This is a genomic window from Streptomyces sp. NPDC096205 (genome assembly GCF_044763135.1).
In the GTDB taxonomy this organism is placed as follows: Bacteria; Actinomycetota; Actinomycetes; order Streptomycetales; family Streptomycetaceae; genus Streptomyces.
Genome location: NZ_JBIWFS010000007.1, coordinates 253,634 through 278,457, shown reverse-complemented (window position 1 = coordinate 278,457; position 24,824 = coordinate 253,634). Strand labels below are relative to the sequence as shown.

Below are 24,824 nucleotides of genomic sequence, written 5' to 3'. Positions count from 1 at the left end.
CGGGTGGGACGCCACAGCCGCCGCGGCCCTGCACCCAAGGGCACCGCTGCGGATATAGAGGGGCGCCGGAAGTTCCTGGGGGCGGGGGCCTCGGGAGCCGCGGGGGCGCCGCCGGAGCGGGAGCCGCGTGAGGCGCGTGAGCGGCCTCAGGAGCCTCAGCGACAGCAGCAGCCTCAGCGACAGCAGCAGCCTCAGCGACAGCAGCAGGCTCAGTACCAGCAGCAGCCTCAGCAGCGCGGTCAGTATCAGCAGCCGCAGCCGCAGCCGCAGCCGCAGTACCAGCAGCAACCTCTGCGGCAGCCTCAGTTTCAGCGGCCCGGAGGCGGGGCGCCCGGTTTCGGGGTGCCTCCCAGACCGGACGGGACGCCTGCGCAGGGCGTACCGCGCTTTCCCGATGGCACGCCCGCGCACGGCACGACGCGTTTCGACGGGACGCCTGCGCACGGGATGCCGCAGGTGCGTGGAGGGCATCCGGAGCAGCGGGAGGCCGGTGGGGGCTGGGGTGAGGTGAGGGGCGCGTCGGCGGGTGGCGGGCCCACTCTGCCTCGGCAGCGGCAGGCGCCGCCCGGCGGACCGCGGCGGGAGTACCTCGCGGCGTTCGACGCCGAGGGCGCCGGCGGCGGCAACGGGGGCGACTTCGGGCGTCGTACGGCCATGCCGGCCGCAGACTCGTACGCCTCCGGCACGCAGCGGGAGGGCGCGCCGCCGCAGCCCCCCGTAGAGGAGGAGTCGGTGCGGGGCAAGGGCGGCAAGGGGCGCGCGTTCACCGGGATCGCGGCGGCGGCCGTGACCACCGTGCTGGCGGTCGTGGTGACGGGCCAGGTCACCGACCGGGGGAAGGACCCCGCCATGGGGCCCCAGTCGGCCACCCAGCAGGGGCGAGGCGTCGCCGGCTCGGCCTCGCGCGGGGACGGGCGGCCGACGCCGTCCACGTCGGCGAGCGCGGCACCGTTGACGTACGAGCAGAAGATGGACAAGAAGTACCCGCTGAATCCGGAGCTCACCGGCTCGGGGGAGTTCGACGCGATCCGCGGCATCGACAAGGCGCCCGGCCAGGGGCAGAAGTTCACCTACCGGGTGGACGTCGAGCAGGGGCTCGGCCTGGACGGCGAGCTGTTCGCGCAGGCCGTGCACAAGACGCTGAACGACGACCGGAGCTGGGCCCACAATGGCGGCCGCACCTTCGAACGCATCTACTCCGGACAGCCCGACTTCGTCATCACCCTGGCCAGCCCCGGCACGACCGCCGAGTGGTGCGCCGAGTCCGGCCTGGACACGACCGTCGACAACGTCTCGTGCGACTCGGCCGCCACCGAGCGCGTGATGATCAACGCCTACCGGTGGGCGCAGGGCTCGAAGACCTTCGGCGACGAGATCCACGCCTACCGGCAGATGCTGATCAACCACGAGGTCGGACACCGGCTCGGCTTCCACCATGTGACCTGCGACAAGGACGGCGATCTCGCGCCGGTCATGCAGCAGCAGACCAAGTTCCTCGACCACGACGGCGTGCACTGCCTGCCCAACCCCTGGGCGTACCCGAACAGCTGACGCACCCTGCGTCGGCGGTCACGTTCCGTAGATCCGTGATCTCTTAGCGCGACGGAACGCGCTCCGCACGCGAAAGTTACGACCGTTCACCCCTTTTGGTGGTGCGACGGACAACCGTCCGTCGCACCACCACCTTGTCCGCTTACGTTCGTCCCGCTGCGAGCCGCCGGGTCAACGGCGGCTCCTGATACGGGAGAACGGGGGTGCACGCGTGCGCATCGGACTGCTTACGGAGGGTGGCTATCCGTATGTGAGCGGTGACGCCAGGCTGTGGTGCGACCGTCTCGTGCGCGGACTCGGGCAGCACGAGTTCCACGTGTACGCGCTCAGCCGTGACGCGCGCCAGGAGGCCGAGGGCCTGATTCCGCTGCCCCCGCAGGTCAGCCGGGTGCGCACGGCGGCGCCGTGGACGGCCGAGGAGGACGGCGTGAGCCATGGCCGCCGGGCGCGCCGGCGCTTCACCGAGTGCTACGCCGAGCTGGCCGCCGCCCTGTGCGAGGCGGTCTCCGCGGGTGCCTCGCCCCCTTCTTGCGCCCCTGAGGCGGACCGTTTCGCCAGCGCGCTGTACGGGCTCGCCGAGCTCGCTCGCGACGAGGGCGGCCTGGTGGCGGCGCTGCGCTCCGAGACCGCCGTACGCGCCCTCGAACGCGCCTGTCGTGCGCCCGGCGCCCCGCGCGCCGCCCACGAGGCACGCGTCCCCGACCTGCTCGCCGTCGCGGCGCACCTGGAACGCGCCCTGCGCCCCCTTTCGTTGCACTGGTACGAGGACGACGGGCTCGGCGCGGTCGACCTGTGCCACGCCGCGTCCGGCGGCACCGGCGCCCTGCCCGGGCTGCTCGCCCACCACCTGTGCGGCGTGCCCCTGCTGGTCACCGAGTACGGGGTCCGGCTGCGCAGCCACTACCTCGCCTCCGGCACGGACGAGGCGCCCGTCGTGCGGGCCCTGCTCGCCGCTTTCCACGGTCGGCTCGCCGCCGAGACCTACCGGCGGGCCGCGTACGTCACCCACGGCAACGCCCATGCCCGCCGCTGGCAGGAACGGTGCGGCGCCGACCGGGCCAAGCTGCGCACGGTCTACCCCGGCATGGACGCCGACCGGTTCGCCGAGGTCGGTGAGGCGCCCGAGGGCGCGGACCCCGACACGCTGGTCTGGGTCGGCCGCGTCGAACCCACCAAGGACCTCGTCTCCCTGCTGCACGCGTTCGCGGAGATCCGCAAGGAGGAACCGAAGACGCGGCTGCGGGTCATCGACACGGGCGACGGGGGTGCCGACGGGGCCGCCTACCTGGAGCACTGCCGGGTGCTGGCCGCCCAGCTCTTCCCCGACGAGGCCGCGGGGCTGCACTCCGTCGGCGACAACCCCGTCTCCTTCGAGGAGCTCGGCGGCCCGGAGGCCCCCGACCTCGCCGAGGCGTACGCGTCCGGCGCCGTGATCGTGCTGTCCAGCGTCGTCGAGGGCTTCCCGCTCGGCCTCGTCCAGGCGATGCTCTGCGGCCGGGCGACCGTGTCGACCGACGTCGGCGCGGTCGTGGAGGTCATCGGCGGTACGGGGCTCGTGGTGCCGCCGCGCAATCCGCGGGCGCTCGCCGAAGCGTGCGTGGCGCTGCTGCGCGACCCCGAGCGCCGTGCGCGCCTCGGTGCCGCCGCGCGCGCCCGCGCACTGGAGCTGTTCACCGTCGAGCAGAACATCACGGCATTTCACGGTATTTACCTGGAGATCGTCGCGCAGTGCCCCGTCCGCCGGGTCGTCCTCGACGACACCGGTGAGCCCCTGCCCTTCGGCGTACCCGCCGAGGCCCACGTCCCGGGCCACTGGCCCGCGCCCGCCTCCGGACCGGTCCCCGGCTGGGCGGCGGGGCCGCCGGTGCGGGCGACGTCGGTACCGGGGGCCGCACGGGGTGCCGTGACCGAGGGGGTGCGATGAGCGACACGGAGAGCCGGCTCGGTATGCCCAGCGGGGCGGGGGCGTGGGACGAGCGGTCGGAGAGGTGGCTGGGGGAGGCTGCTGTCGGGGGAGCGTCTGGGGTTGCCGGGGGTGGCGTGGAGGCTGCTGCCGGGGGAGCGTCCGGGGTTGCTGGGCGGGGCGCGGAGGACGCTGCCGGGGGAGCGTCCGGGGTTGCCGGGCGGGGCGTGGAGGCTGCTGCCGGAGGAGCGGCCGGGGTTGCCGGGCTTGGCACGGAGGCCGCTGCCGGGGTGGTGCCGCCTCGGGCCGCCCCTCGGCGGGGGGCCGTGGATCCGGTGAAGGCGCTGATGCACCGTCATCGGGAGCTGTGCAAGCGGGCGGTGGATCCGCTGGAGATCGCGGCCGGGCTCGAGGCGCACGGGGTCACCGACCGGACCGCCGCGCGCTTCCGGCACCGGGATGTGTTCTCGCTGGCCGAGGAGATGTTCGCGCGGGTCCCGCGCGACGGGGACTCGCACGTGCGGTCTGCGGAGGGGGCCGTGTCTCAGGGGCTGCCTTCGGCATCGGCATCGGCATTGGCTTCGGCATCGGCATTGGCTTCGACTTCGGCTTCGGCGGCGCGTGAGCGCGGCTGGGCTCTGCGGGTGTTGCTGCCCGGGGCACTGTGCGCGGCGGCGGTGGCCGGGCTGCGGCTGACCGAGGGGCAGACGCGTCTGCTGGTGGCCGCCGCCGGGGTGCTCGCCGTAGGACTGGGGCTGCGCCTCGCCCTCGCACGCGGCCCGCTGAGCCGGCACGGCGCCCCGTCGGCCGCGCGTCCCGCGACCGGCGTCTGGACCAGCTGGCTCCTCGGATACGCCGCTCTCGGCGACGGCCTGCTGCGGACCGCGGCCACCGGCGGCCCCGACACGCTGCCGACCGGCGCCCCCGACGGCCCCTGGCCGCTTGCCACGGCACCGCTCCTCGCCCTGGCTCTGTCCTGCGCCCCGGCCGCCTGGAGCGCCCGCCTCCTCGCCGGCCGGGCCCGGCGCAGGCTCATCTCCAGCCGGGGCCTGGAGGAGTTCGCCTCCGCCGTACGGCCGCTGCTGCTCGGCTCGTTCGCCCTGTACCTGGGCGCTCTGGCCGCGCTGCTCGCGCTGTGCGCCACGGTCCTGGACGAGCCTGCCGGGTACGCCCAGACCCTCGCCCTGGGCGCGCTCGTGCTGCTCGCGCGGCTGCTGACCGCACACGGCTTCACCCACGCGCCCGCGGTCGTCCTCACGGCGTGCGCGGCCGGCGAGGCCATCGCCCTGGCCGGCGTCTTCGCCGGCCGCCTCCCGGGCTGCGGCTTCCTCTCCGTCCCCGTCGAGGAACTCCTCGACGCCTGGGGCGCCGGGAGCGTACCGGCCCTGATCTGCGCGGTCGGCGCCCTCACCCTGCTGATCCACGCCGGCCGCACCCTGACCCGCGCCTCGGCCCATGCGCACCCGACGCCGTCGCCGTGACCGGCGGTGACCCGGGCCGCCGCCGTCAGCGGCGGACAGCGCCGCACGCCGGACCGACCGGTCGCGCAGCCGAAGGCACCCGCACTCGCACCACCCTGTTGTAAGGAGAACACCAGATGACCACCTCCCGACCCGGAGCACACGGCGCCACGGGCGTGTCCGTAGCCGCTGCACGTGCCGGGGCCACCGGAGCCACCGCGCCTGCCGGGGCTGGCGCGGGTGTCGGAGCCGGCTCAGCCGCCGCGGGTGCCCAGGCGCCCGGAACCGTCGGAGCGCACTCCCAGGGGGGCGCGCGATGAGGGTCCTGCTGATCGGAGCCAACGGCTACCTCGGCCGCTTCGTCGCCGACCGCCTGCTCGCCGACCCGGCCGTCCAGCTCACCGCGCTCGGCCGCGGCGACGACGCCGACGTCCGTTTCGACCTCGCCTCCGGCAGCCCGGGAGCGCTCACCCGCTTCCTGGACGCCGTGCACCCGGGCGTCGTCATCAACTGCGCCGGAGCCACCCGCGGCGGTGCCCGCGACCTCACCCGGCACAACACCGTCGCCGTCGCCACCGTCTGCGAGGCCCTGCGCCGCAGCGGCTGCGGCGCCCGCCTCGTCCAGATCGGCTGCGCCGCCGAGTACGGCCCCAGCCAGCCCGGCTCCTCCACCGCGGAGGACGCCGTCCCGCGCCCCGGCGGCCCGTACGGCGTCAGCAAGCTCGCCGCCACCGAACTCGTCCTCGGCTCCGGCCTCGACGCCGTCGTGCTGCGCGTCTTCTCCCCGGCCGGCCCCGGCACCCCGGCCGGGTCGCCGCTCGGCCGGCTCGCCGAGGCCATGCGCCGGGCCATGCAGTCCGGCGACGGCGAGCTCAAGCTTGGCGGCCTGGGCGCCCAGCGGGACTTCGTCGACGTCCGCGACGTGGCCCGTGCCGTGCACGCCGCCTCGCTGTCGGCCGCCCAGGGCGTCATCAACATCGGCTCCGGCCGTGCCGTGCGGCTGCGCGACGCCGCGGCCGTCCTCGCCCGGGTGGCCGGCTACGGCGGCGCCCTGCACGAACTCGACGGCCCGCCCGGCGCCCTGCGGACCTCCATCGGGCACCCGCGCGGCGACGCGGACCACCCGGGCCACGCGGCACCTGTCGCGTACCCGTACCCGGACGGCTGCGGCAGTTGGCAGCAGGCCGACGTGCGCACCGCGCGCGACCGGCTCGGCTGGCGGCCCCGCATCAACCTGGAGGAATCGCTGGCCGACATCTGGATGGAGGCGGCATGCCGTATCTGACCAGGACGAAGGCCGGCAGCGCGAGCACCGACGTCCGCACCGGCCTCGGCGTCCCCGGCTATGCGCATCCGCTGGTCGCACCTGCCGAGTGGGCCGAACTCACCCGCCCCGGAACGCCCGTCCACTGGGCCGTCCTCGACGTCTCGGACGGGCCCGGCGTACGCCCCGACCCGCACTGCCTGCAGACCGCGAGTCGCCTGCGCACCGCGGGCGTCCGGGTCCTCGGCCGGCTCGACACCACCTATGGCGCCCGGCCCTTCGGCGAGGTGATCTCCGACGCACACCGCTATCTGGAGTGGTATCGGGTCGACGGCTTCCTCCTCGACCGCAGCCCCACCGAACGCGGCGCCCTGCCGGAGATCCGCCGCACGGTCACCACGCTGCGCTCCATGGCCGACAGCCCGCACATCGTCCTCGGCCACGGCATCCACCCGTATCCCGGGTACGCCGAGAGCGCCGACCAACTCGTGACGTTCTCCGGGCCCTGGAGCGACTACCGCTGGTCGCAGGCGGCCGAGTGGACCGCCGAGTATCCGCCCGAGCGGTTCTGCCACTTCGTCCACGGGGTGCCCCGCGGCCATCTCGACGAGGCACTGCGCATCGCCCGCTGGCAGGGCGCGGCCACGATCTGGTTCACCGACCGCACCGAGCACGGCGGCCAGGAGGACCCCTGGGAGGCCATGCCCGGCTACTGGGACGAAATCGTCTCGCGGATCGGAACAGGTGTCTCGGAATGAAAAAGGCCGTGGCACTGTTACGGGGAGAACAACCGTACTTATTGACCGACCAACGGAGTCCCCGTGTCGCTGCCACCCCTGGTCGAGCCCGCCTCCGAGCTCACCGTAGACGAGGTCCGCAGGTACTCCCGCCACCTGATCATCCCCGACGTGGGGATGGACGGGCAGAAGCGGCTGAAGAACGCGAAGGTGCTCTGTGTGGGCGCCGGTGGACTGGGCTCGCCCGCGCTGATGTACCTGGCCGCCGCGGGCGTGGGCACCCTCGGCATCGTGGAGTTCGACGAGGTCGACGAGTCGAACCTGCAGCGCCAGATCATCCACAGCCAGGCCGACATCGGCCGCTCCAAGGCGGAGTCCGCGCGTGACACCGTCAAGGGCATCAACCCGTACGTGGACGTGATCCTTCACGAGGAGCGGCTCGAGGCCGACAACGTGATGGACATCTTCAGCCAGTACGACCTGATCGTCGACGGCACGGACAACTTCGCGACCCGCTACCTCGTCAACGACGCGTGCGTGCTGCTGAACAAGCCGTACGTCTGGGGTTCGATCTACCGCTTCGACGGCCAGGCGTCCGTCTTCTGGTCCGAGCACGGCCCCTGCTACCGCTGCCTCTACCCGGAGCCCCCGCCGCCGGGCATGGTCCCCTCCTGCGCCGAGGGCGGCGTCCTGGGCGTGCTGTGCGCGTCCATCGGCTCCATCCAGGTCAACGAGGCCATCAAGCTCCTCGCGGGCATCGGCGAGCCGCTGGTCGGCCGCCTGATGATCTACGACGCCCTGGAGATGCAGTACCGCCAGGTCAAGGTCCGCAAGGACCCGAACTGCGCGGTCTGCGGCGAGAACCCGACCGTTACCGAGCTCATCGACTACGAGGCCTTCTGCGGCGTCGTGTCCGAGGAGGCCCAGGCGGCGGCCGCCGACTCCACGATCACTCCCAAGCAGCTCAAGGAGTGGATCGACGACGGCGAGAACATCGAGATCATCGACGTCCGCGAGCCGAACGAGTACGAGATCGTCTCCATCCCGGGCGCCAAGCTGATCCCCAAGAACGAGTTCCTCATGGGCACCGCCCTGGAGGGCCTCCCGCAGGACAAGAAGATCGTCTTGCATTGCAAGACGGGTGTCCGCAGTGCGGAAGTCCTCGCCGTCCTGAAGTCGGCCGGCTTCTCCGACGCCGTCCATGTCGGCGGCGGTGTCATCGGGTGGGTCAACCAGATCGAACCCGCCAAGCCGGTCTACTGAGCCCAGACCGGGCCCGCCTTCGCGGCGGCCCACTGAGCCGAGCCCCGGCTCGCCTTCCCGGCGGGGGTCCCGTGCACCGCAGGTGCCCGGGGCCCCCGCCGGTGTCATGAGCAGACCTTGCCGTCCTTCGGGACCGCGCCGTCCAGCAGGTAGTCGTCCACCGTCGAGTCGACACAGTCGCTGCCGCTGCCGTACGCGCCATGGCCCTCGCCCTTCCAGGTGAGGAGCACACCGACGCCCTTGCCCAGCTCGTCGGCCATCCTGCGGGCGCCCTCGTAGGGGGTCGCCGGGTCGCCCGTGTTGCCGACGATGAGGATCGGCGGGGCGCCGGGAGCACGGACCTCCGGCGTGTCGTGCTGACCCGGCACCGGCCAGTCGTGGCACCAGCCGGCCGTGTCCCAGCCGAGGAAGGGGCCGAAGACGGGGGAGATCCGCTCGAAGTCCGGCAGGGCCCGTTTCGTCTCCTGGAGCGTCGGGCGCTGCCGGTCGTCCAGGCACGATATGACCCGTTGGGCGTGGGTCGATGTGCCGTAGTGCCCCGAGGGGTCACGCTCGTTGTAGTCGTCGGCCAGGGCCAGCAGCTCGGAGCCGTCGCCCTCCTGCGCCGCCTCCAGCGCGCTGGTCAGGCTCGGCCAGTTGCTCTCGCTGTACAGCGGCACCACGATGCCGGTGATCGCCAGGCTCTGCGTCAGCTTCCGTCCGGCCGACGCCGGCAGCGGTTCGGCGTCGATCTGCTTCAGCAGCTCCGCGATCCTCGCCGTGCCCCGCTCGGGATCCTCGCCCGTGGCCTTCAGGTAGTTGTCGAGCGCGCGCTGAAAGCCCCTGGCCTGGTTCTCGGCGTGGCCCATGGCGTCGGCGGTCGGATCGACGACCGCGTCCAGCACCATGCGGCCGACCTGACCCGGGAACAGGTGCGCGTACACCCCGCCGAGTTCGGTGCCGTAGGAGAAGCCGAGGTAGTGCAGCTTCTCGTCGCCGAGCACCTGGCGCATCAGATCCATGTCCCGCGCGGTGTCGGTGGTCGACACATGCGCCATCAGCTGCCCGGTGGCCCGCGCGCAGTCCTTGCCGAAGTCCGTCGCGTCCGCCAGGTAGGCGCGCTCCTCCTGCGGCGTGTCCGGGGTGACGTCCACCGTCTCGGCGGCCTGGATCTCCTTGTCGTCGCGGCACCGGACTCCCTCGCTCGAGCCCACCCCGCGCGGGTCGAAGCTCACCAGGTCGTAGCGCTCGCGCAGGGAGGAGAACGTCGAGGCGTACGACGGGATCGTCGACACCCCGGAGCCGCCCGGCCCGCCGAAGTTGAACACCAGCGAGCCGATGCGGTCGTCACCGCTCGCCTTGGCGCGGATCAGCGCGAGGTCGATCGCCTCGCCGCCGGGTTTCGCCCAGTCCAAGGGCACCTTCAGTGTCGCGCAGCTCCACTCGTCGCCCGGCGCGGGGGAGTCGGCGGTCTCCTCGCACCTGCCCCAGTCCGGCTTCTGCCCCGTGAGGGACGACGGCAGCGCGGACGCGGAGGGCGGCGCGAGGCCGGTCCCTGTCGCGTCCGGGTTCTTGTCGTCCCCGTCGTCCGACGAGCCGCCCGTGCAGCCCGTCACCAGCAGCGCGCCGGCGGCACTCGCAGCCGCCCACCGTAGGAATCGCCGCATGACCCATCCCCCCTCTGGCCGTCCGCGCTTCGACGGGCGAACGGCGGTCAGGCCATGTTAGGACGGTTGCGCGGAAGTTCGCCGAGGCCTGTGGATAACCTTCTGACCTGCGGATTCTTGGGTTCTGGGGCCGGGTCCCGCCGGCTGGCTCACGAGCAGACCGTGCCGGTCGCGGGCAGCTTGCCCTCCAGCAGGTAGCCGTCCACCGCGGCGTGGACACACTTGCTCTTGCTGTCGTAGGCCCCGTGCCCCTGCCCCTTGTACGTCACCTCCACCCCGACACCCTTGCCCAGCGCCTGCGCCATCCGGTGCGCGCCCTCGTAGGGGGTCGCCGGGTCGCCGGTGTTGCCCACGACGAGGATCGGCGCCGAACCGGGCGCGCTCACATCGGGATGGTCCGCGGCGCCCGGCACCGCCCAGTCGGTGCAGCTGACCATGCCCCAGGCCAGGGAGTCGCCGAACAGCCGCGAGGCGGCCCGGAACTCGGGCAGCTTGCGCTGGACGTACGCGCCGTCGTAGCGGGCCTTGTCGTCGGCGCAGTTGATGGAGATGTTCGCCGCGGTGATGTTGCTGTACTCGCCGTTGGTGCTGCGCCCGTTCATCGAGTCGGACAGCACCATCAGCAGCTGGCCGTCCCCGTCGTAGGCCGAGTCCAGCGCCTCGGCGAGGAACTGCCAGAGGTCCTTGGAGTACAGGGCCTGGAGAATGCCGCTGGTGGCCGCGGACTGGGTCAGCTCCCGGGGGAAGGCGCCGGGGATCGGCTTGGCGTCGAGGTCCGTCAGCAGCTTGGCGATACGGTTCTGCACGTCCTCGACGCTGTCACCGGCCGGGCAGTCCTCGACCTTGGACACACAGTCCTCGGCGAAGTTCTCCAGGGCCAGCTGGAACCCCTTGGCCTGCCCGAGGGAGCCCTGCTCGGCCGTCTCCGTCGGGTCGACCACCGCGTCGAAGACGGCCCGGCCCACCTTCTTCGGGAACAGGTGCGCGTAGACGCCGCCGAGCTCGGTGCCGTACGAGATGCCGAAGTAGTGCAGCTTGTCGTCGCCGAGCACCTCGCGCATCAGGTCCAGGTCGCGGGCGGCGTCCGTGGTGCGCACATGGGGCAGGATCCGCTTCGAGTGCTTCTCGCAGGCCTCGTTGAAGTCCTTGGTGCCCTCCAGCAGCGCCCCGCGCTCGGCGGCGTCGTCCGGAGTGGCGTCCTCCTGGAACCACGCGTCGAGCTGCCGGTCGTTGAGGCAGGTCACGGGCGAGCTGCGGCCGACCCCGCGCGGATCGAAGCTGACCAGGTCGTAGCGGGTGCGGAGTTTCGTGTAGTCGGCGCCGAAGGAGGGCAGCGTGTAGACGCCGGAGCCGCCCGGGCCGCCGAAGTTGAAGATCAGCGAGCCGATCCGGCTGTTCTCGTCGCCGCTCGACTTCGCCCGGATCAGCGCCAGGTCGATGGTGTCGCCCTTGGGGTCGTCCCAGTCGAGGGGCGCCTTCATGGTGGAGCACTGCCACTCGTCGCCGTCGGGCAGGGGCGAGGGGGTGCCTCCGCCGCCCTCGGCCTGGGACGGCGCGGGGCAGTCCTGCCAGTCCAGTTCCTGTGCCGTCAGATCCTCGTCGTTGTCGCCGTCGTCGTCGCTGCATCCCGCCAGCACGCAGGAGAGCAGCAGAACGGTGGTGGCCAGGGCAGCGGCGCGCAGGCGGGAGGGCTTCGGCATGATCCCATCGTGCGGCCGCGCGGGACGGCCCGCGCGGGGCGCGGGCCGTACGAGGGACGCAGGCCACGGGCCTGCCGGGCTGCACGCGCGCGTGAAGCGCTAGGCCACGCCCGGGCCCCCTACAGCGCGCCCTTGCGCGTGAGGTGGTTGAACGCCAGCCAGCCCGGCAGCACCGGCAGCCACAGCGTCAGCAGCCGGAACAGCAGCACGGCCGGGGCGGCGACCTCCTTGGGCAGGCCGACGGCGATCAGACCGACCGTCAGGGTCGCCTCGACCGCGCCCACGCCGCCCGGTGTCGGCGCGGCGGAGCCGAGCGCGTTGCCCGCCAGGAACACGACCGCGACGCTGGCGAGGCTGATGGAGGTCGACTGGTCGCCGAAGGCGCGGATGGAGGCGTCCAGGCACATCACGAAGCAGGCGGTGAGCAGCAGCATGCCGCCGATGCCGGTGACCAGCTTCTGCGGCCGTTGCAGCACGTCGAGCATGCGCGGCACGACACCGGCGAACAGCGACCGCACGCGCGTGACGACGAATTTCCGCAGGAACGGCACCGACGTGACCACGAGCACCAGCACCGCCACCGTCAGCAGACCGGCGATGACGGTCCGGGACGGAGACAGCGACGGCGTCTTCTCGGTGCCGGTCAGATAGCCGAAGGACAGCAGCATCAGGATGTGGCAGCCGAGCCCGAACAACTGGGACGCGCCGACACTGGCGACCGCGAGCCCGGGGCGCACGCCCGCGCGCTGCAGGAACCGCGTGTTGAGGGCCACACCGCCGACCGCCGCCGGGGCGACGATCTTCACGAACGACCCCGCGACCTGCGCGGCGACGGTCCGCGGGAACGGCACCCGCTCCGGCACGAACCCCAGCAGGCTCATCGCGGCGGCGACATAGCTCAGCGCCGAGAACAGCACGGCCGCCACGACCCAGCCCCACTCGGCCTCGGCGAAGAGCTTGCCGAACTCGATGTGGGTGAGCTGCGACAGCAGGAAGTACGCGCCGAAGGCCCCGGCGATGAAGCTGATCAGCGTGCGCGGCCGCACCCGCTCCAGACGGGCCGGTTCGACGGGTGCCTGGGGCCGGATGCGCAGCACCTCGTGCCGGATCTGCGTCAGCAGATCGTCCTCGCGCGCCTCCTCCAGTGCCTCGTCCATGGCCCGCTTCTCGGCCCGCGCCTCCGCGCGGACGGCCTTCTTGTCGGCCTTGTCGAGCTGTACGGTCTTGCCCGCCTTGTCGAGCCGTACGGGCTCGGCGTCGCTCTCGGACGCCTCCGCGCGGGCCTGCTTGGCGTGCCGGGACGCCTCCAGCACGGCCTCGCGTTCGCGTTCGGCCCGCTCACGGTTCATCCGGCGCAGTGTCGCGCGCGTGGAGCGGGTCAGCGCGATGGGCTGGAGCATGGGCAGACAGTCGGCGACCGTGTCGGGCCCGAGCACCTCGACCGCGCAGGCCACGGCACGCTCGGCGCCCACGCGTAGCGCGAGGGTGGTCATCAGCTGGGCGACGTCCATGCGCAGCAGCAGATCGCCGGCCGCGATCTCGCCGCCGCGCAGGTCGGTGAGGATCACCTTGCCGGAACGATCCACCAGAATCGCGTCACCCGCGAGCCTGCGGTGCGCGATGCGCCGCGACTGCAGGGCCTTCACCTGGAGCCAGGTGCTGCGCAGCAGCTCGTCGGTGATCTCCTCGTCCGCCAGCGAGTCCAGCGTGCGCCCGCCGGTGTGCTCGTAGACGAGCATCACGGCGTCGGGGCCGAGCTCGGACGTGGCGATGAGCTTGGGCGCGTTGGCGCCCGCGGCGATGGCGGCGTAGGCGAGCAGGGCCTCCTGCTCCAGCGCCTGCCGCAGCGACTGCAGGCTGCGGCGGGTGGCGAAGCCGCGCAGGGTGAGGTTGCGCCACACCCGGTAGAAGAAGCCCTGGGCCTGCTGTTCGCGGTCGACGACGGTGACGTCGAGGGGTGGGCCGTCCTCCAGGGTGACGAAGTAGCGCCGGCCGCGGTCGGTGCCGTCGGAGGTCTCGGAGACGTCCTCGCGGGCCGCGCCCACCGGGCGGAAGCCGACCGTCCGCAGGCCCGCCATCAGCGTCTGCCCGGTGGGACGGACATTGGGCGAGCCGACGGCGTAGAGGGTGCCGTAGGCCACGCTCCAGCCGATGAGCACCGTGAGGATGATCGAGAACGGCGTCGTGTAGCCGGTCACCAGCATCGAGAAGGCGTCCAGCATCAGCACGATCCACAGCACCGCGCGCCAGCGGGGTCTGCGGGACATGCCGACGGCCGTCATGTACGCGATGACCGGCGCGAGGTAGCCGTGCACCGGGTCGGTCAGGGCGTTGATGTCACCGGGGGAGGGCTGGGTGAGCGCCTCCTGGATGGAGTCCGGAGCGGCGCGCGCGACCCACAGGTCGGTGGCGAGGGTCACGCCGTGCGCGAGGACGGCGGCGAGCACGCCATCGGCGATCCGCAGCCCGTCGCGTTTGATCAGGCGTTCGATCGCGAAGGCGACAGGGACGAGCAGGATCGCGATGCTGGACGCCAGCCCCGCGATCTTGATCAGGAGGTCGGGAGCCTGCCCCGTGCCCTTGTTGATGTCCTGTTCCAGGCCCGAGGTCGTGCCGTGCGCGAACGCGGCGATCGCCAGCAGCACGATGATGGCGAGCACGCCCACCAGCAGCCGCATGAGGTCGGAGGGGCGGTGCACGCGCGCGGGGAGCAGCGGTTCGTCGCCCTCCACCTCCTCGGCGCGGACCTCGCCCTCGTCGTTCCCGTGCGGTGGATCCTCGTCCCGCCGGCCGGCCTTCTCGTCCGTCGTGGCGGCGTCCGGGCGCGACGCAGCGTCAGAGTTGCCCTCCGCGTCGTCGGGGTGCACACCCTGCTGCTTCATCGTCTCTTCTTGATCTCGTATCAACGGTCACCGCCCGCATGATGGTGGCATGCCGCACCGACACACGGGGGCATCAGGGTGCAAACGCGGGGGCGCACAGTCTGCCGGATGCGCCGTTCCCGGGCGAGGGATACCCGCGGTGGCGGGCCGCTCACATTGTCGGTGGGGTGGTGCAGGATGGGGCGAATGAGCGAGGAGAGCCTGCCGCGAGACGCCCGCGCGGAGTACGCGGACGAGCTGCCGGAGTACGCCGAGCGGGTCCTTGAGGTCGCGGAACTGATCCCGCCGGGGCGCGTCATGACGTACGGCGACATCGCGGAGTGGCTCCAGGAGGGCGGGCCGCGCCAGGTCGGCCGGGTGATGGCGCTCTACGGCGGGGCCGTGCCGTGGTGGCGCGTGACCCGCGCGGACGGCGTCCTGCTGCCCGGCCACGAGCTGCGGGCGCTGGCCCACTACCGCGCGGAGGGCACCCCGCTGAAGGAGGCGGGCAGGGCGGCCGAGGGCCATCTGCCCCGCCTGGACATGAGGCGGGCGCGATGGGACGGCGGCGAACACGCGCAGGGTCACACCTGACAGCTTCGGCCATCGGACGCGGACGCGGGGGACACGTGATCCGTACGGGGGAAACGGGGCACTTCCGTGACATGACGTACGTTCGTGGGGTGAGGGACGTACGTGGCGCACGGGCCGCGAGGGAAGAAGCGGAAGCTCTGCTTCCGGCCTTCTCGTCGGCGTAGCGTCGGCTGCGCGCGTCCCTCTCACCTCCCGGCCACCTTCCTTCCTCGGAGGCGGCCCGGCAACCAGCACACCCACCAGGACCGGCGAACCACGTGAGCTCCTCTTCCTCCACCAGGCGCCTGTCGCACCACCCGGTGCGACAGGGGAGCCGTGGCGCTTACCGACTGGTCCGTACCCCGCCGGCCCAGCCCGCTCCCCCTCGTCTGGACGCCGCACAGCGGTCCGTGGTTGACCACACCCACGGACCGCTGCTCGTCCTCGCCGGCCCCGGCACCGGCAAGACCACCACCCTCGTCGAGTCCGTCGCCGCCCGTGTCGCACGCGGCGGAGATCCCCGGCGCATCCTGGTGCTCACCTTCAGCCGCAAGGCCGCCGTCGAACTGCGCGACCGCATGGCCCTGCGCATAGGGGCCGCCCGTGCGCCCCAGGCGACCACCTTCCACTCGTTCTGCTACGCCCTGGTCCGCGCCCACCAGGACAGCGACCTGTTCGTCGAACCCCTGCGGCTGCTGTCCGGCCCCGAGCAGGACGTCGCCGTACGCGAGCTGCTGGCCGGCCAGACCGACCTGGAGCGGCTCGGCCTCGCGCATGTGCGCTGGCCCGAGGAACTGCGCGCCTGCCTGACCACCCGGGGCTTCGCCGACGAGGTCCGCGCGGTCCTCGCCCGCAGCCGCGAGCTGGGCCTGGAGCCCGGCGCGCTGGACGCCTTCGCCCGCCGCATCGGCCGCCCCGACTGGCGCGCGGCCGCAGCCTTCCTCGCCGAGTACCTCGACGTCCTCGACCTCCAGGGCGTCCTCGACTACGCCGAACTCGTCCACCGCGCGGTGCTCCTCGCCCGCCGCTCCGACGCTGCCGAGAAGCTCGCCGCGCAGTACGACGCCGTGTACGTCGACGAGTACCAGGACACCGACCCCGCGCAGGTACGCCTGCTGCAGGCCCTGGCCGGCGGCGGTTGCACCCTGGTTGCCTTCGGTGACCCCGACCAGTCGATCTACGCCTTCCGGGGCGCCGACGTGAACGGCATCCTGGACTTCCCGCACACCTTCCCGCGCGCGGACGGCAGCCCGGCCCCCGTCGAGGTCCTGCGCGCCTCCCGCCGCTCCGGAGCCACGCTGCTCGCCGCGACCCGGCTGCTCACCCGGCGCATGCCCCTCAACCGCCTCCCCGCGGACAAGACCCGCGCCCACCGCGAGCTGACTCCCGCGCGTGAGGGCGGCCGCGTCGAGGTCTTCACCTACCCGACGCCGGGCACCGAGCTCGACAACATCGCCGACATCCTGCGCCGGGCCCACCTGGAGGACGGCGTCCCCTGGAGCGACATGGCCGTACTGGTCCGGGCCGGCTCCCGCACCATCCCGGCCGTCCGCCGCGCCCTCACCTCCGTCGGCGTCCCCCTCGACATCGACGGCGACGACCTGCCCCTGCGCCACGAACCGGCGGTGGCGCCCCTGCTGACGGCGCTGCGGGCGGTGGCCACGGCGGAGGCGGGGGGTGCGGCCGAGGAGGTGGCCAGGGCCGAGGAGGCGGCCATGGACGACGACGTGGCCACGGTGGCCGCGGACGGCGACGTGGCCACGGTGGCCGCGGACGACGAGGAAGGCTCTGCCCCTGGTGACGAGGCGGGCCAGACCGCCGAGCCCTGCTGGCTCGACACCGAGACCGCGCTCACGCTGCTCACCTCCCCTCTCGCCGGCATGGACGCCGCCGATCTGCGCCGGCTCGGGCGGGCCCTGCGGGAGGAGGAGCGGGCCGCGGGGAACCCCGTGCCGCCGCCGTCGGACGAGCTGCTCGCGCGGGCGCTGGCCGAGCCGGAGCGGCTGGCCGTGCACGACCCGGCCTACGCGCGCGGGGCGCAGCGCCTGGGCGCGCTGCTGCGCAAGGCCCGCGAAGGCCTGGCCGGCGGCGGTACGGCCGAGGAGGCGCTGTGGGACCTGTGGGACGGCACGCCCTGGCCCGCGCGGCTGGAGCGGACCTCCCGGCGCGGCGGGGCGGCGGGCCGTAACGCCGACCGCGACCTGGACGCCGTCTGCGCGCTGTTCGCGACCGCCGCCCGCGCGGAGGAGCGCACCGGAGGGCGGGGCGCGCTGAACTTCCTGGAGCAGATCGACGCCGAGGACATCGCCGCCGACACGCTCACCCGGCGCGCCCTGCGGCCCGACGCCGTGCGCCTGATGACCGCGCACCGCTCCAAGGGCCTCGAGTGGCGTCTGGTCGTCGTGGCCGGGGTCCAGGAGGGGCTGTGGCCCGACCTGCGCCGGCGCGGCTCGCTGCTGGAGGCCGACCGCATCGGCCGCGACGGACTCGCCGAACCGCTCACCCCCGGTGCCCTGCTCGCCGAGGAGCGGCGCCTGTTCTACGTCGCCGCCACACGCGCGCGTGAACGGCTCGTCGTCACCGCGGTGAAGGCCCCCGCCGACGACGGCGACCAGCCCTCCCGCTTCCTCACCGAGCTCGGCGTCGACCCCAAGGACGTCACCGGCCGCCCGCGACGCCCCCTGTCGGTCGCCGCGCTGGTCGCGGAGCTGCGCGCCACCACCGTCGACCCGCGCGTGTCCGACGCGCTCAGGGAGGCCGCCGCCCGTCGGCTGGCCCGGCTCGCCGCGCTCACCGACGACGACGGACGCCCGCTGGTGCCGTCCGCGCACCCCTACCGCTGGTGGGGCATGTTCGATCCGACCGAGTCCAAGGTGCCGCTGCGCAACCGTGACCAGCCCGTCGTGCTCTCCGGCAGCGCCCTCGACCAGCTCGCCAACACCTGCGCCCTGCAGTGGTTCCTCGGCCGCGAGGTGAAGGCCGACGCGCCCGCGACCGCCGCACAGGGCTTCGGCAATGTCGTGCACGTCCTCGCCGACGAGGTGGCCTCCGGGCACACCCCCGCCGACCTCGACGTCCTGATGGAACGCCTCGACTCGGTGTGGAACGCGCTCGCCTTCGACGCGCCCTGGAAGTCGTCGCAGGAGAAGGAGCACGCGCGCGTGGCGCTCGAACGCTTCCTGAAGTGGCACGTCATGGACCGCACCGGCCGCACGCCCGTGGCCAGTGAGCACGACTTCGACGTCACCCTCGGCGCGGGCGAGTACGAGGTCCGCATCCGGGGCCAGATGGACCGCGTGGAGGCCGACGGTCAGGGGCGGGCGTACGTCGTCGACTTCAAGACCGGCAAGCAGGCGCCCACCGCGCGCGAGGTCGAGCGCCATCCGCAGCTCGCCGTCTACCAGCTCGCCGTCCGCGAGGGGGCCGTCGACGACGCCTTCGACGGGGTGCGCCCCGAGCCGGGCGGCGCCGAACTCGTCCACCTCCGCCAGGGCGCGGCCAAGCGCGACGGCGGCGAGACGCTGCCGAAGGTGCAAGCCCAAGAGCCGCTGGAAGGCGAGTGGGTCGGAGACCTGCTGGCCACGGCCGCCGGAAAGGTCCTCGACGAGCGCTTCACCCCGTCGGCCGGCCAGCACTGCACGCACTGCGCCTTCCGCGCCTCGTGCAGCGCACGGCCGGAGGGACGGCACGTGGTCGAGTAGCGGTCGGTCCTCAGGCGCTCACGTCAGCACGTGACGGATCGCACCACCTCCGCCGACCTGCGCTTCTCCCGCCCTGGAAGGGCATCGCGGCCTGCGCTGTCAGTGGCCGCCGCTAGCCTCTTCTCTCATGTCCGCCCGTATCACCGACCCCGAGCAGCTCAAGGAGCTCCTCGGCATCCCGTTCACCCCGGAGCAGATGGCCTGCATCGTCGCGCCGCCCGCCCCGCAGGTGATCGTGGCCGGAGCCGGGTCGGGCAAGACGACGGTGATGGCGGCGCGTGTGGTGTGGCTGGTCGGCACCGGCCAGGTCGCCCCGGAGCAGGTCCTCGGCCTGACCTTCACCAACAAGGCCGCGGGCGAGCTCGCCGAGCGCGTCCGCAAGGCGCTCGTCCGCGCGGGTGTGACCGACCCCGACGTCATCGACCCGGACAACCCGCCGGGCGAGCCGGTGATCTCGACGTACCACGCCTTCGCCGGCCGTCTGCTGACCGACCACGGTCTGCGTATCGGCCTGGAGCCCACCTCCCGGCTGCTGGCCGACGCCACGCGCTATCAGCTGGCCGCGCGGGTGCTGCGCGAGGCGCCGGGGCCCTACCCGGCGCTCAGCCGGTCCTTCGCCGACCTGGTCGCCGACCTCCTCGCGCTGGACTCCGAGCTGTCCGAGCACCTCGTACGGCCCGAGAGCCTGCGCGCGTGGGACGCCGGGCTGCTGCTCGCCCTCGACGGCGCCAAGCTCAGCAACGCCGACCTGCGCAAGGTCCCCGAGGCGGCCGCCGCGCGGCGGGACCTCGCCGAGCTGGTGCTGCGCTACCGGACCGCCAAGCGGGAGCGGGACCTGCTCGACTTCGGCGACCAGATCGCCCTCGCCGCGCATCTCGCGCAGCTCCCGGAGGTGGGGCGGATCCTGCGGGACGAGTTCCGGGTGGTGCTGCTCGACGAGTACCAGGACACGTCCGTCGCCCAGCGCGTCCTGCTCGCGGGCCTGTTCGGCGGCGGCACCGGCCACCCCGTGACCGCCGTCGGTGACCCCTGCCAGGCGATCTACGGCTGGCGCGGAGCCTCCGTGGCGAACCTCGACGACTTCCCCGAGCACTTCGCGCACGCCGACGGCCACCTCGCCACCCGCCAGGCGCTCAGCGAGAACCGCCGCAGCGGCGGCCGCCTCCTGGAGCTCGCCAACGGCCTCGCCGAGCCCCTGCGCGCCCTGCACGCGGGCGTGGAGGCCCTGCGCCCCGCCCCGGGCGCCGAGCGCGACGGCGTCGTCCGGTGCGCGTTGCTGCCCACCCATGCCGAGGAGATGGCCTGGATCGCCGACTCCATCGCCCACCTGGTGCGCACCGGCACCGCGCCGGGCGAGATCGCCGTCCTGTGCCGTACGGCGACCGACTTCGCCGAGATCCAGGGCGCGCTCGTCGCCCGTGACGTGCCCGTCGAGGTCGTCGGGCTGTCCGGGCTGCTGCATCTGCCCGAGGTCGCCGATCTGGTCGCGGTCTGCGAGGTGCTCCAGGACCCGGGTGCCAACGCCTCGCTGGTGCGGCTGCTGACCGGCCCGCGCTGGCGCATCGGCCCGCGCGACCTCGCCCTGCTCGGCCGCCGCGCCCGGCTGCTGGTGTCCCACGCGCGCGTGGGCGACGAGGACGACCCCGACCGCAGGCTCGCCGCGGCCGTCGAGGGGGTCGACCCGGCCGAGGTGATATCGCTCGCGGACGCCCTGGACACGTTCCTGGAGGGCGCCGCGGAGGACGACGAGCTGCCCTTCTCGCCGGACGCGCGCGTGCGCTTCGCCCGCCTCGCCGCCGAACTGCGCGACCTGCGCCGCTCCCTGTCCGACCCGCTCATGGACGTCCTGCACCGCGTCCTGGCGGTCACCGGCCTGGAGGTCGAGCTGTCGGCGTCCCCGCACGCGCTGGCCGCCCGCCGCCGCGAGACCCTGTCGAACTTCCTCGACGTCGCCGCCTCCTTCGCCGCGTCCGACGGCGAGGCCACCCTGCTGGCCTTCCTCGGCTTCCTGCGCACCGCGGCGCAGTACGAGAAGGGCCTGGACAACGCCCTGCCCGGCGGCGAGAACACCGTCAAGGTGCTCACGGCGCACAAGTCCAAGGGCCTGGAGTGGGACGTCGTCGCCGTGCCCGGCCTGGTCACCGGGAACTTCCCCAGCGGCCAGGGCCGCGAGAAGTGGACCGCCCAGGCGAAGGTGCTGCCCCACGAGCTGCGCGGCGACGCCGACACGCTGCCCGACGTCGAGACCTGGGACGCGCGCGGGATGAAGGCCTTCCACGAGGCGATGAAGGAGCACCAGCACACCGAAGAGCTCCGCCTGGGCTACGTCACCTTCACCCGGCCCCGCTCGCTGCTGCTCGGCTCCGGCCACTGGTGGGGGCCCAGCCAGAAGAAGCCGCGCGGGCCGTCCGACTTCCTCATGGCGCTGCACGACCACTGCGCCGCCGGGTACGGCGAGATCGAGGTCTGGGCGGCGGAGCCGGAGGAGGACGCCGAGAACCTGGCCCTGCACCGGGACACCGTCGAACAGGCCTGGCCGCTGCCCCTGGACGAGACGGCGCTGGCCCGCCGCCGCGCGGCCGCCGAGACGGTCCTGGCCCACCTGGAGGCCCTTGCCACGGCCCCGTACGACCCGGACGGCCAGGAGGACCCGGACTGGCCCCCGCCGCCGGAGGACGAGGAACCGCCGTACGAGGAGGAGCCGCCGCAGGACGAGGAGGAGCCGCCGCCCTACGAGGACGAGCCCCTCTTCAAAGACGACCCCGACGACTGGGACACCCTCAGCCCCGAGCGTCCCTCGGTCCCGCACCAGGCCGGCCCCCCGGAGCCGGTGACCGAGCCCCTAGGCACCCCCCGGGACCCGGCCCCCCTCACTCCCGAGGAGGCCCGCACCATCGCCTCCTGGGACCGCGACCTCGACGCCCTCACCGGAGAGCTGCTGCGCGCCCGCCGGTCCGTCACGGAGGTGCCGCTGCCGGCCGCGCTGACCGCCTCCCAGTTGCTGCACCTGGCGGCCGACCCGGACGGCTTCGCCCAGGAGCTGGCCCGGCCCATGCCGCGCCCGCCGCAGCCCGCCGCCCGCCGCGGCACCCGCTTCCACGCCTGGGTGGAGACCCGTTTCGAAGCGCTGACGCTGCCCATGCTGGAGCCCGACGAGCTGCCCGGAGCCGACGCCGAGATCGCCGACGAGCGCGACCTGGAGGCGCTCAAGGAGGCCTTCGAACGCACCCCGTACGCACAGCGCACGCCCTACCGCGTCGAGGCGCCCTTCCAGCTCGCCGTCGCGGGCCGGGTGATCCGGGGCCGTATCGACGCCGTCTACAAGGACGGGGACGGCGAAACGGCGACGTACGAGATCGTCGACTGGAAGACCGGCCGCGAGGGCACGGCCGACCCCCTCCAGCTCGCCCTGTACCGCCTGGCCTGGGCCCAGCAGCAGGGCGTGCCCATGGAGTCGGTGACGGCGGCGTTCCTGTACGTGCGCACCGGTGAGGTCGTACGCCCGCAGTCGTTGCCGGACCGGGCGGCGATCGAGCGGCTGCTGCGCGAGGCCGGGCCGGCGCAGGACGGCATATGACGAACCGCCCAAGAGGGACGTCCGTATGTGACGAACCGCCCAACAAGGATGTCGGTGCGGGCCGATAGGCTCGTGACCATGAGCCAGACCCCGGACAGCGCCGTCCGCCAGTACATCCAGCACCACCGTGCCGCCTTCCTCGACGACCTCGCCGAGTGGCTGCGCATCCCGTCGGTGTCGGCCCAGCCCGACCACGCCCTGGATGTACGGCGCAGCGCCGACTGGCTCGCCGCCAAGCTCAGCGAGACCGGCTTCCCGGCCGTCGAGGTCTGGGAGACCCCGGGCGCGCCGGCCGTCTTCGCCGAATGGCCCTCCGGCGACCCGCAGGCGCCCACGGTCCTGGTCTACGGCCATCACGACGTGCAGCCCGCCGCCCGCGAGGACGGCTGGGACAGCGAGCCCTTCGAGCCGGTCGTCCGGGAGAACCGCCTCTACGCGCGCGGGGCGGCCGACGACAAGGGCCAGGTGTTCTTCCACACCCTGGGCGTCCGTGCGCACCTCGCCGCCACCGGCCGCACCGCCCCGGCGGTGAACCTGAAGCTGCTGATCGAGGGCGAGGAGGAGTCCGGCTCCCCGAACTTCCGCGCTCTTGTCGAGGAGCACGCCGGCCGGCTCGCCGCCGACGCGGTGATCGTCTCCGACACCGGCATGTGGTCCGAGGACACCCCGACCGTGTGCATGGGCATGCGGGGCCTCGCCGAGTGCGAGATCCGGCTGCACGGCCCCGACCACGACATCCACTCCGGCTCCTTCGGCGGCGCCGTGCCCAACCCGGCGACCGCCGTGGCCCGTCTGGTCGCGGCCCTGCACGACGAGCACGCGCGCGTGGCGATCCCCGGCTTCTACGACGGTGTCGTCGAGCTCACCGACCGCGAGCGCGAGCTGTTCGCCGAGCTGCCCTTCGACGAACCGCGCTGGCTGCGCACGGCCAAGTCGTACGCCGCCCACGGCGAGGCCGGGCACACCACGCTGGAGCGGATCTGGGCCCGCCCCACCGCCGAGGTCAACGGCATCGGCGGCGGCTACCAGGGCCCCGGCAGCAAGACGATCATCCCGTCCTCGGCGATGGTGAAGCTGTCCTTCCGGATGGTCGCGGGCCAGGACCCCGGCCACATCGAGAAGGTCGTCCGCGCCTGGGCCGCCGAGCAGGTGCCGGCCGGAATCCGCTGCGAGATCGACTTCGGCGCGGCCACGCGCCCGTGTCTGACGCCGCTGGACCACCCGGCCCTGCAGTCGGTGGTGCGCGCGATGAGCCGGGCCTTCGAGGGGCCCGTCCGCTTCACCCGCGAGGGCGGCTCCGGGCCGGCCGCGGACCTCCAGGAAGTCCTCGGCGCCCCCGTGCTCTTCCTCGGCATCTCCGTGCCCTCCGACGGCTGGCACGCACCCAACGAGAAGGTCGAGCTGGACCTTCTGGTCAAGGGTGTGGAGACCAGCGCCTATCTGTGGGGCGATCTGGCGGAGAGCTGGCGCCATGAAAGCTGACCGGCCGGCGCCGTCCGGGGCGCCCTCGCGCGCGGGGCACACTGGAAAGGCCACCCCGCAGCGCGAAGCCCCGCCGGACCCGGTCACCGCCTGCCGCACGTCCCGCTGAACCGCCGCCGAACCCAACCGTTGCCCCCGGGGGAGTTGGAAGCACCCGTGACCACCTGGACCGACCACACCGCCGAACGACCCATCTCGCTCACCGCCCCGAGCGGCATCGACCGCGCCGCCCACCACCGGCTCGACGAAGCCTGGCTCGCGGCGGCGTGGAGCCACCCCACGACCCGCTGCTTCGTGGTCTCCGGCGGCCAGGTCCTCATCGACGAGACGCCCGACGGCCGGACCGAGCTCGTCATGACGCCGTCCTTCGAGGCGCCCCTCACCGAGGCGCACCGCTACTTCCTGGGCACCGACGCCGACGGCGTCAGCTACTTCGCCCTGCAGAAGGACTCGCTGCCCGGCCGTATCGACCAGTCCGCCCGCCCGGCGGGCCTGCGCGAGGCCGGACTGCTGCTGTCCCCGCGCGACGCCGGCCTGATGGTGCACGCCGTGGGCCTGGAGAACTGGCAGCGCACGCACCGCTTCTGCTCCCGCTGCGGCGAGCGCACAGTCATCGCCGCCGCCGGTCACATCCGGCGCTGCCCGGCCTGCGGCGCCGAGCACTACCCGCGCACCGACCCGGCCGTGATCATGGCCGTCACGGACGAGGACGACCGCATCCTGCTCGGCCGCCAGGTCCACTGGCCCGAGGGCCGCTTCTCCACGCTCGCCGGTTTCGTCGAGCCGGGCGAGTCCATCGAGCAGACCGTGCGCCGGGAGGTGTTCGAGGAGGCCGGCGTGACCGTCGGCCAGGTCGAGTACGTCGCCAGCCAGCCCTGGCCGTTCCCCTCCAGCCTCATGCTGGGCTTCATGGCCCGTGCCACCTCCACCGAGATCAACGTCGACGGCGACGAGATCCACGAGGCCCGCTGGTTCTCCCGCGACGAACTGGGCGCCGCCTTCGACTCCGGCGAGGTGCTGCCGCCCTACGGCATCTCCATCGCGACCCGGCTCATCGAGCTCTGGTACGGCAAGCCGCTGCCGACGCGCAGCGTCTGAGGACGGTC

General features: G+C 73.4%; 14 protein-coding genes. 11 read left to right on the top strand and 3 right to left on the bottom strand.

All coding sequences use genetic code 11. From position 1 onward, the window contains the following. The first annotated feature begins 3 nt into the window (after positions 1 to 3). From ACIQ6Y_RS26105 to moeZ, 6 genes are all read left to right on the top strand, one after another. Positions 4 to 1,551, top strand: coding sequence for a DUF3152 domain-containing protein (locus ACIQ6Y_RS26105; RefSeq protein ID WP_404042401.1), 1,548 nt, complete (start codon positions 4 to 6; stop codon positions 1,549 to 1,551). A 211-nt stretch (positions 1,552 to 1,762) separates the two neighbouring features. Continuing rightward, the gene (locus ACIQ6Y_RS26100) at positions 1,763 to 3,475 is read left to right on the top strand and encodes a DUF3492 domain-containing protein (protein ID WP_404042400.1); all 1,713 of its coding nucleotides are present in this window, start codon (positions 1,763 to 1,765) and stop codon (positions 3,473 to 3,475) included. Further along, positions 3,472 to 4,935: a hypothetical protein gene (locus tag ACIQ6Y_RS26095; protein ID WP_404042399.1), complete on the top strand. Its 1,464-nt coding sequence runs from the start codon at positions 3,472 to 3,474 to the stop codon at positions 4,933 to 4,935. Before ACIQ6Y_RS26100 ends, ACIQ6Y_RS26095 begins: the two co-directional genes overlap by 4 nt. 295 nt (positions 4,936 to 5,230) lie before the next feature. Further along, positions 5,231 to 6,199: an NAD-dependent epimerase/dehydratase family protein gene (locus tag ACIQ6Y_RS26090; RefSeq protein ID WP_404042398.1), complete on the top strand. Its 969-nt coding sequence runs from the start codon at positions 5,231 to 5,233 to the stop codon at positions 6,197 to 6,199. Then, positions 6,187 to 6,936: a spherulation-specific family 4 protein gene (locus tag ACIQ6Y_RS26085; RefSeq protein WP_404042397.1), complete on the top strand. Its 750-nt coding sequence runs from the start codon at positions 6,187 to 6,189 to the stop codon at positions 6,934 to 6,936. The genes ACIQ6Y_RS26090 and ACIQ6Y_RS26085 overlap by 13 nt, the downstream gene beginning before the upstream one ends. 63 nt (positions 6,937 to 6,999) lie before the next feature. After that, complete coding sequence (gene moeZ, locus ACIQ6Y_RS26080) at positions 7,000 to 8,178, top strand: adenylyltransferase/sulfurtransferase MoeZ (protein ID WP_404042396.1); 1,179 nt, start codon at positions 7,000 to 7,002, stop codon at positions 8,176 to 8,178. 104 nt (positions 8,179 to 8,282) lie between these two features. On the opposite strand, the gene ACIQ6Y_RS26075 is transcribed toward moeZ, so the two are convergent. The 3 genes from ACIQ6Y_RS26075 to ACIQ6Y_RS26065 form a co-directional block, all read right to left on the bottom strand. Next, complete coding sequence (locus ACIQ6Y_RS26075; RefSeq protein WP_404042395.1) at positions 8,283 to 9,824, bottom strand: alpha/beta hydrolase; 1,542 nt, start codon at positions 9,822 to 9,824, stop codon at positions 8,283 to 8,285. Positions 9,825 to 9,973: 149 nt separating this feature from the next. Beyond that, positions 9,974 to 11,524, bottom strand: coding sequence for an alpha/beta hydrolase (locus ACIQ6Y_RS26070; RefSeq protein ID WP_404042394.1), 1,551 nt, complete (start codon positions 11,522 to 11,524; stop codon positions 9,974 to 9,976). Between the two features lie 119 nt (positions 11,525 to 11,643). After that, positions 11,644 to 14,406 (bottom strand): YbhN family protein, encoded by a 2,763-nt coding sequence (locus ACIQ6Y_RS26065; RefSeq protein ID WP_404042393.1) that lies wholly within the window; start codon positions 14,404 to 14,406, stop codon positions 11,644 to 11,646. Between the two features lie 186 nt (positions 14,407 to 14,592). Between ACIQ6Y_RS26065 and ACIQ6Y_RS26060 the strand changes: the two genes are divergently transcribed. The 5 genes from ACIQ6Y_RS26060 (at position 14,593) to nudC (ending at position 24,816) form a co-directional block, all read left to right on the top strand. Continuing rightward, the gene (locus tag ACIQ6Y_RS26060) at positions 14,593 to 14,979 is read left to right on the top strand and encodes an MGMT family protein (protein WP_404042392.1); all 387 of its coding nucleotides are present in this window, start codon (positions 14,593 to 14,595) and stop codon (positions 14,977 to 14,979) included. Between the two features lie 257 nt (positions 14,980 to 15,236). Beyond that, positions 15,237 to 18,659, top strand: coding sequence for an ATP-dependent helicase (locus ACIQ6Y_RS26055; RefSeq protein ID WP_404042391.1), 3,423 nt, complete (start codon positions 15,237 to 15,239; stop codon positions 18,657 to 18,659). A 127-nt stretch (positions 18,660 to 18,786) separates the two neighbouring features. Continuing rightward, a complete protein-coding gene (locus tag ACIQ6Y_RS26050) occupies positions 18,787 to 22,236 on the top strand; it encodes a UvrD-helicase domain-containing protein (RefSeq protein ID WP_404042390.1) in 3,450 nt (1,149 codons plus the stop codon). 78 nt (positions 22,237 to 22,314) lie between these two features. Then, positions 22,315 to 23,718, top strand: a complete 1,404-nt coding sequence (locus ACIQ6Y_RS26045; RefSeq protein WP_404042389.1) for a dipeptidase — start codon at positions 22,315 to 22,317, stop codon at positions 23,716 to 23,718. 156 nt (positions 23,719 to 23,874) lie between these two features. Further along, the gene (gene nudC / locus ACIQ6Y_RS26040; RefSeq protein WP_404042388.1) at positions 23,875 to 24,816 is read left to right on the top strand and encodes an NAD(+) diphosphatase; all 942 of its coding nucleotides are present in this window, start codon (positions 23,875 to 23,877) and stop codon (positions 24,814 to 24,816) included. The last annotated feature ends 8 nt before the right edge of the window (positions 24,817 to 24,824 follow it).

Bases quoted from the DNA above. Each gene is read 5' to 3' on its own strand.
- ACIQ6Y_RS26085 (WP_404042397.1), top strand. From the start codon at position 6,187: ATGCCGTATCTGACCAGGACGAAGGCCGGCAGCGCGAGCACCGACGTC.
- ACIQ6Y_RS26050 (WP_404042390.1), top strand. From the start codon at position 18,787: ATGTCCGCCCGTATCACCGACCCCGAGCAGCTCAAGGAGCTCCTCGGC.
- ACIQ6Y_RS26090 (WP_404042398.1), top strand. From the start codon at position 5,231: ATGAGGGTCCTGCTGATCGGAGCCAACGGCTACCTCGGCCGCTTCGTC.
- ACIQ6Y_RS26095 (WP_404042399.1), top strand. From the start codon at position 3,472: ATGAGCGACACGGAGAGCCGGCTCGGTATGCCCAGCGGGGCGGGGGCG.
- ACIQ6Y_RS26065 (WP_404042393.1), bottom strand. From the start codon at position 14,406: ATGAAGCAGCAGGGTGTGCACCCCGACGACGCGGAGGGCAACTCTGAC.
- ACIQ6Y_RS26060 (WP_404042392.1), top strand. From the start codon at position 14,593: ATGAGCGAGGAGAGCCTGCCGCGAGACGCCCGCGCGGAGTACGCGGAC.
- ACIQ6Y_RS26045 (WP_404042389.1), top strand. From the start codon at position 22,315: ATGAGCCAGACCCCGGACAGCGCCGTCCGCCAGTACATCCAGCACCAC.
- ACIQ6Y_RS26075 (WP_404042395.1), bottom strand. From the start codon at position 9,824: ATGCGGCGATTCCTACGGTGGGCGGCTGCGAGTGCCGCCGGCGCGCTG.
- ACIQ6Y_RS26070 (WP_404042394.1), bottom strand. From the start codon at position 11,524: ATGCCGAAGCCCTCCCGCCTGCGCGCCGCTGCCCTGGCCACCACCGTT.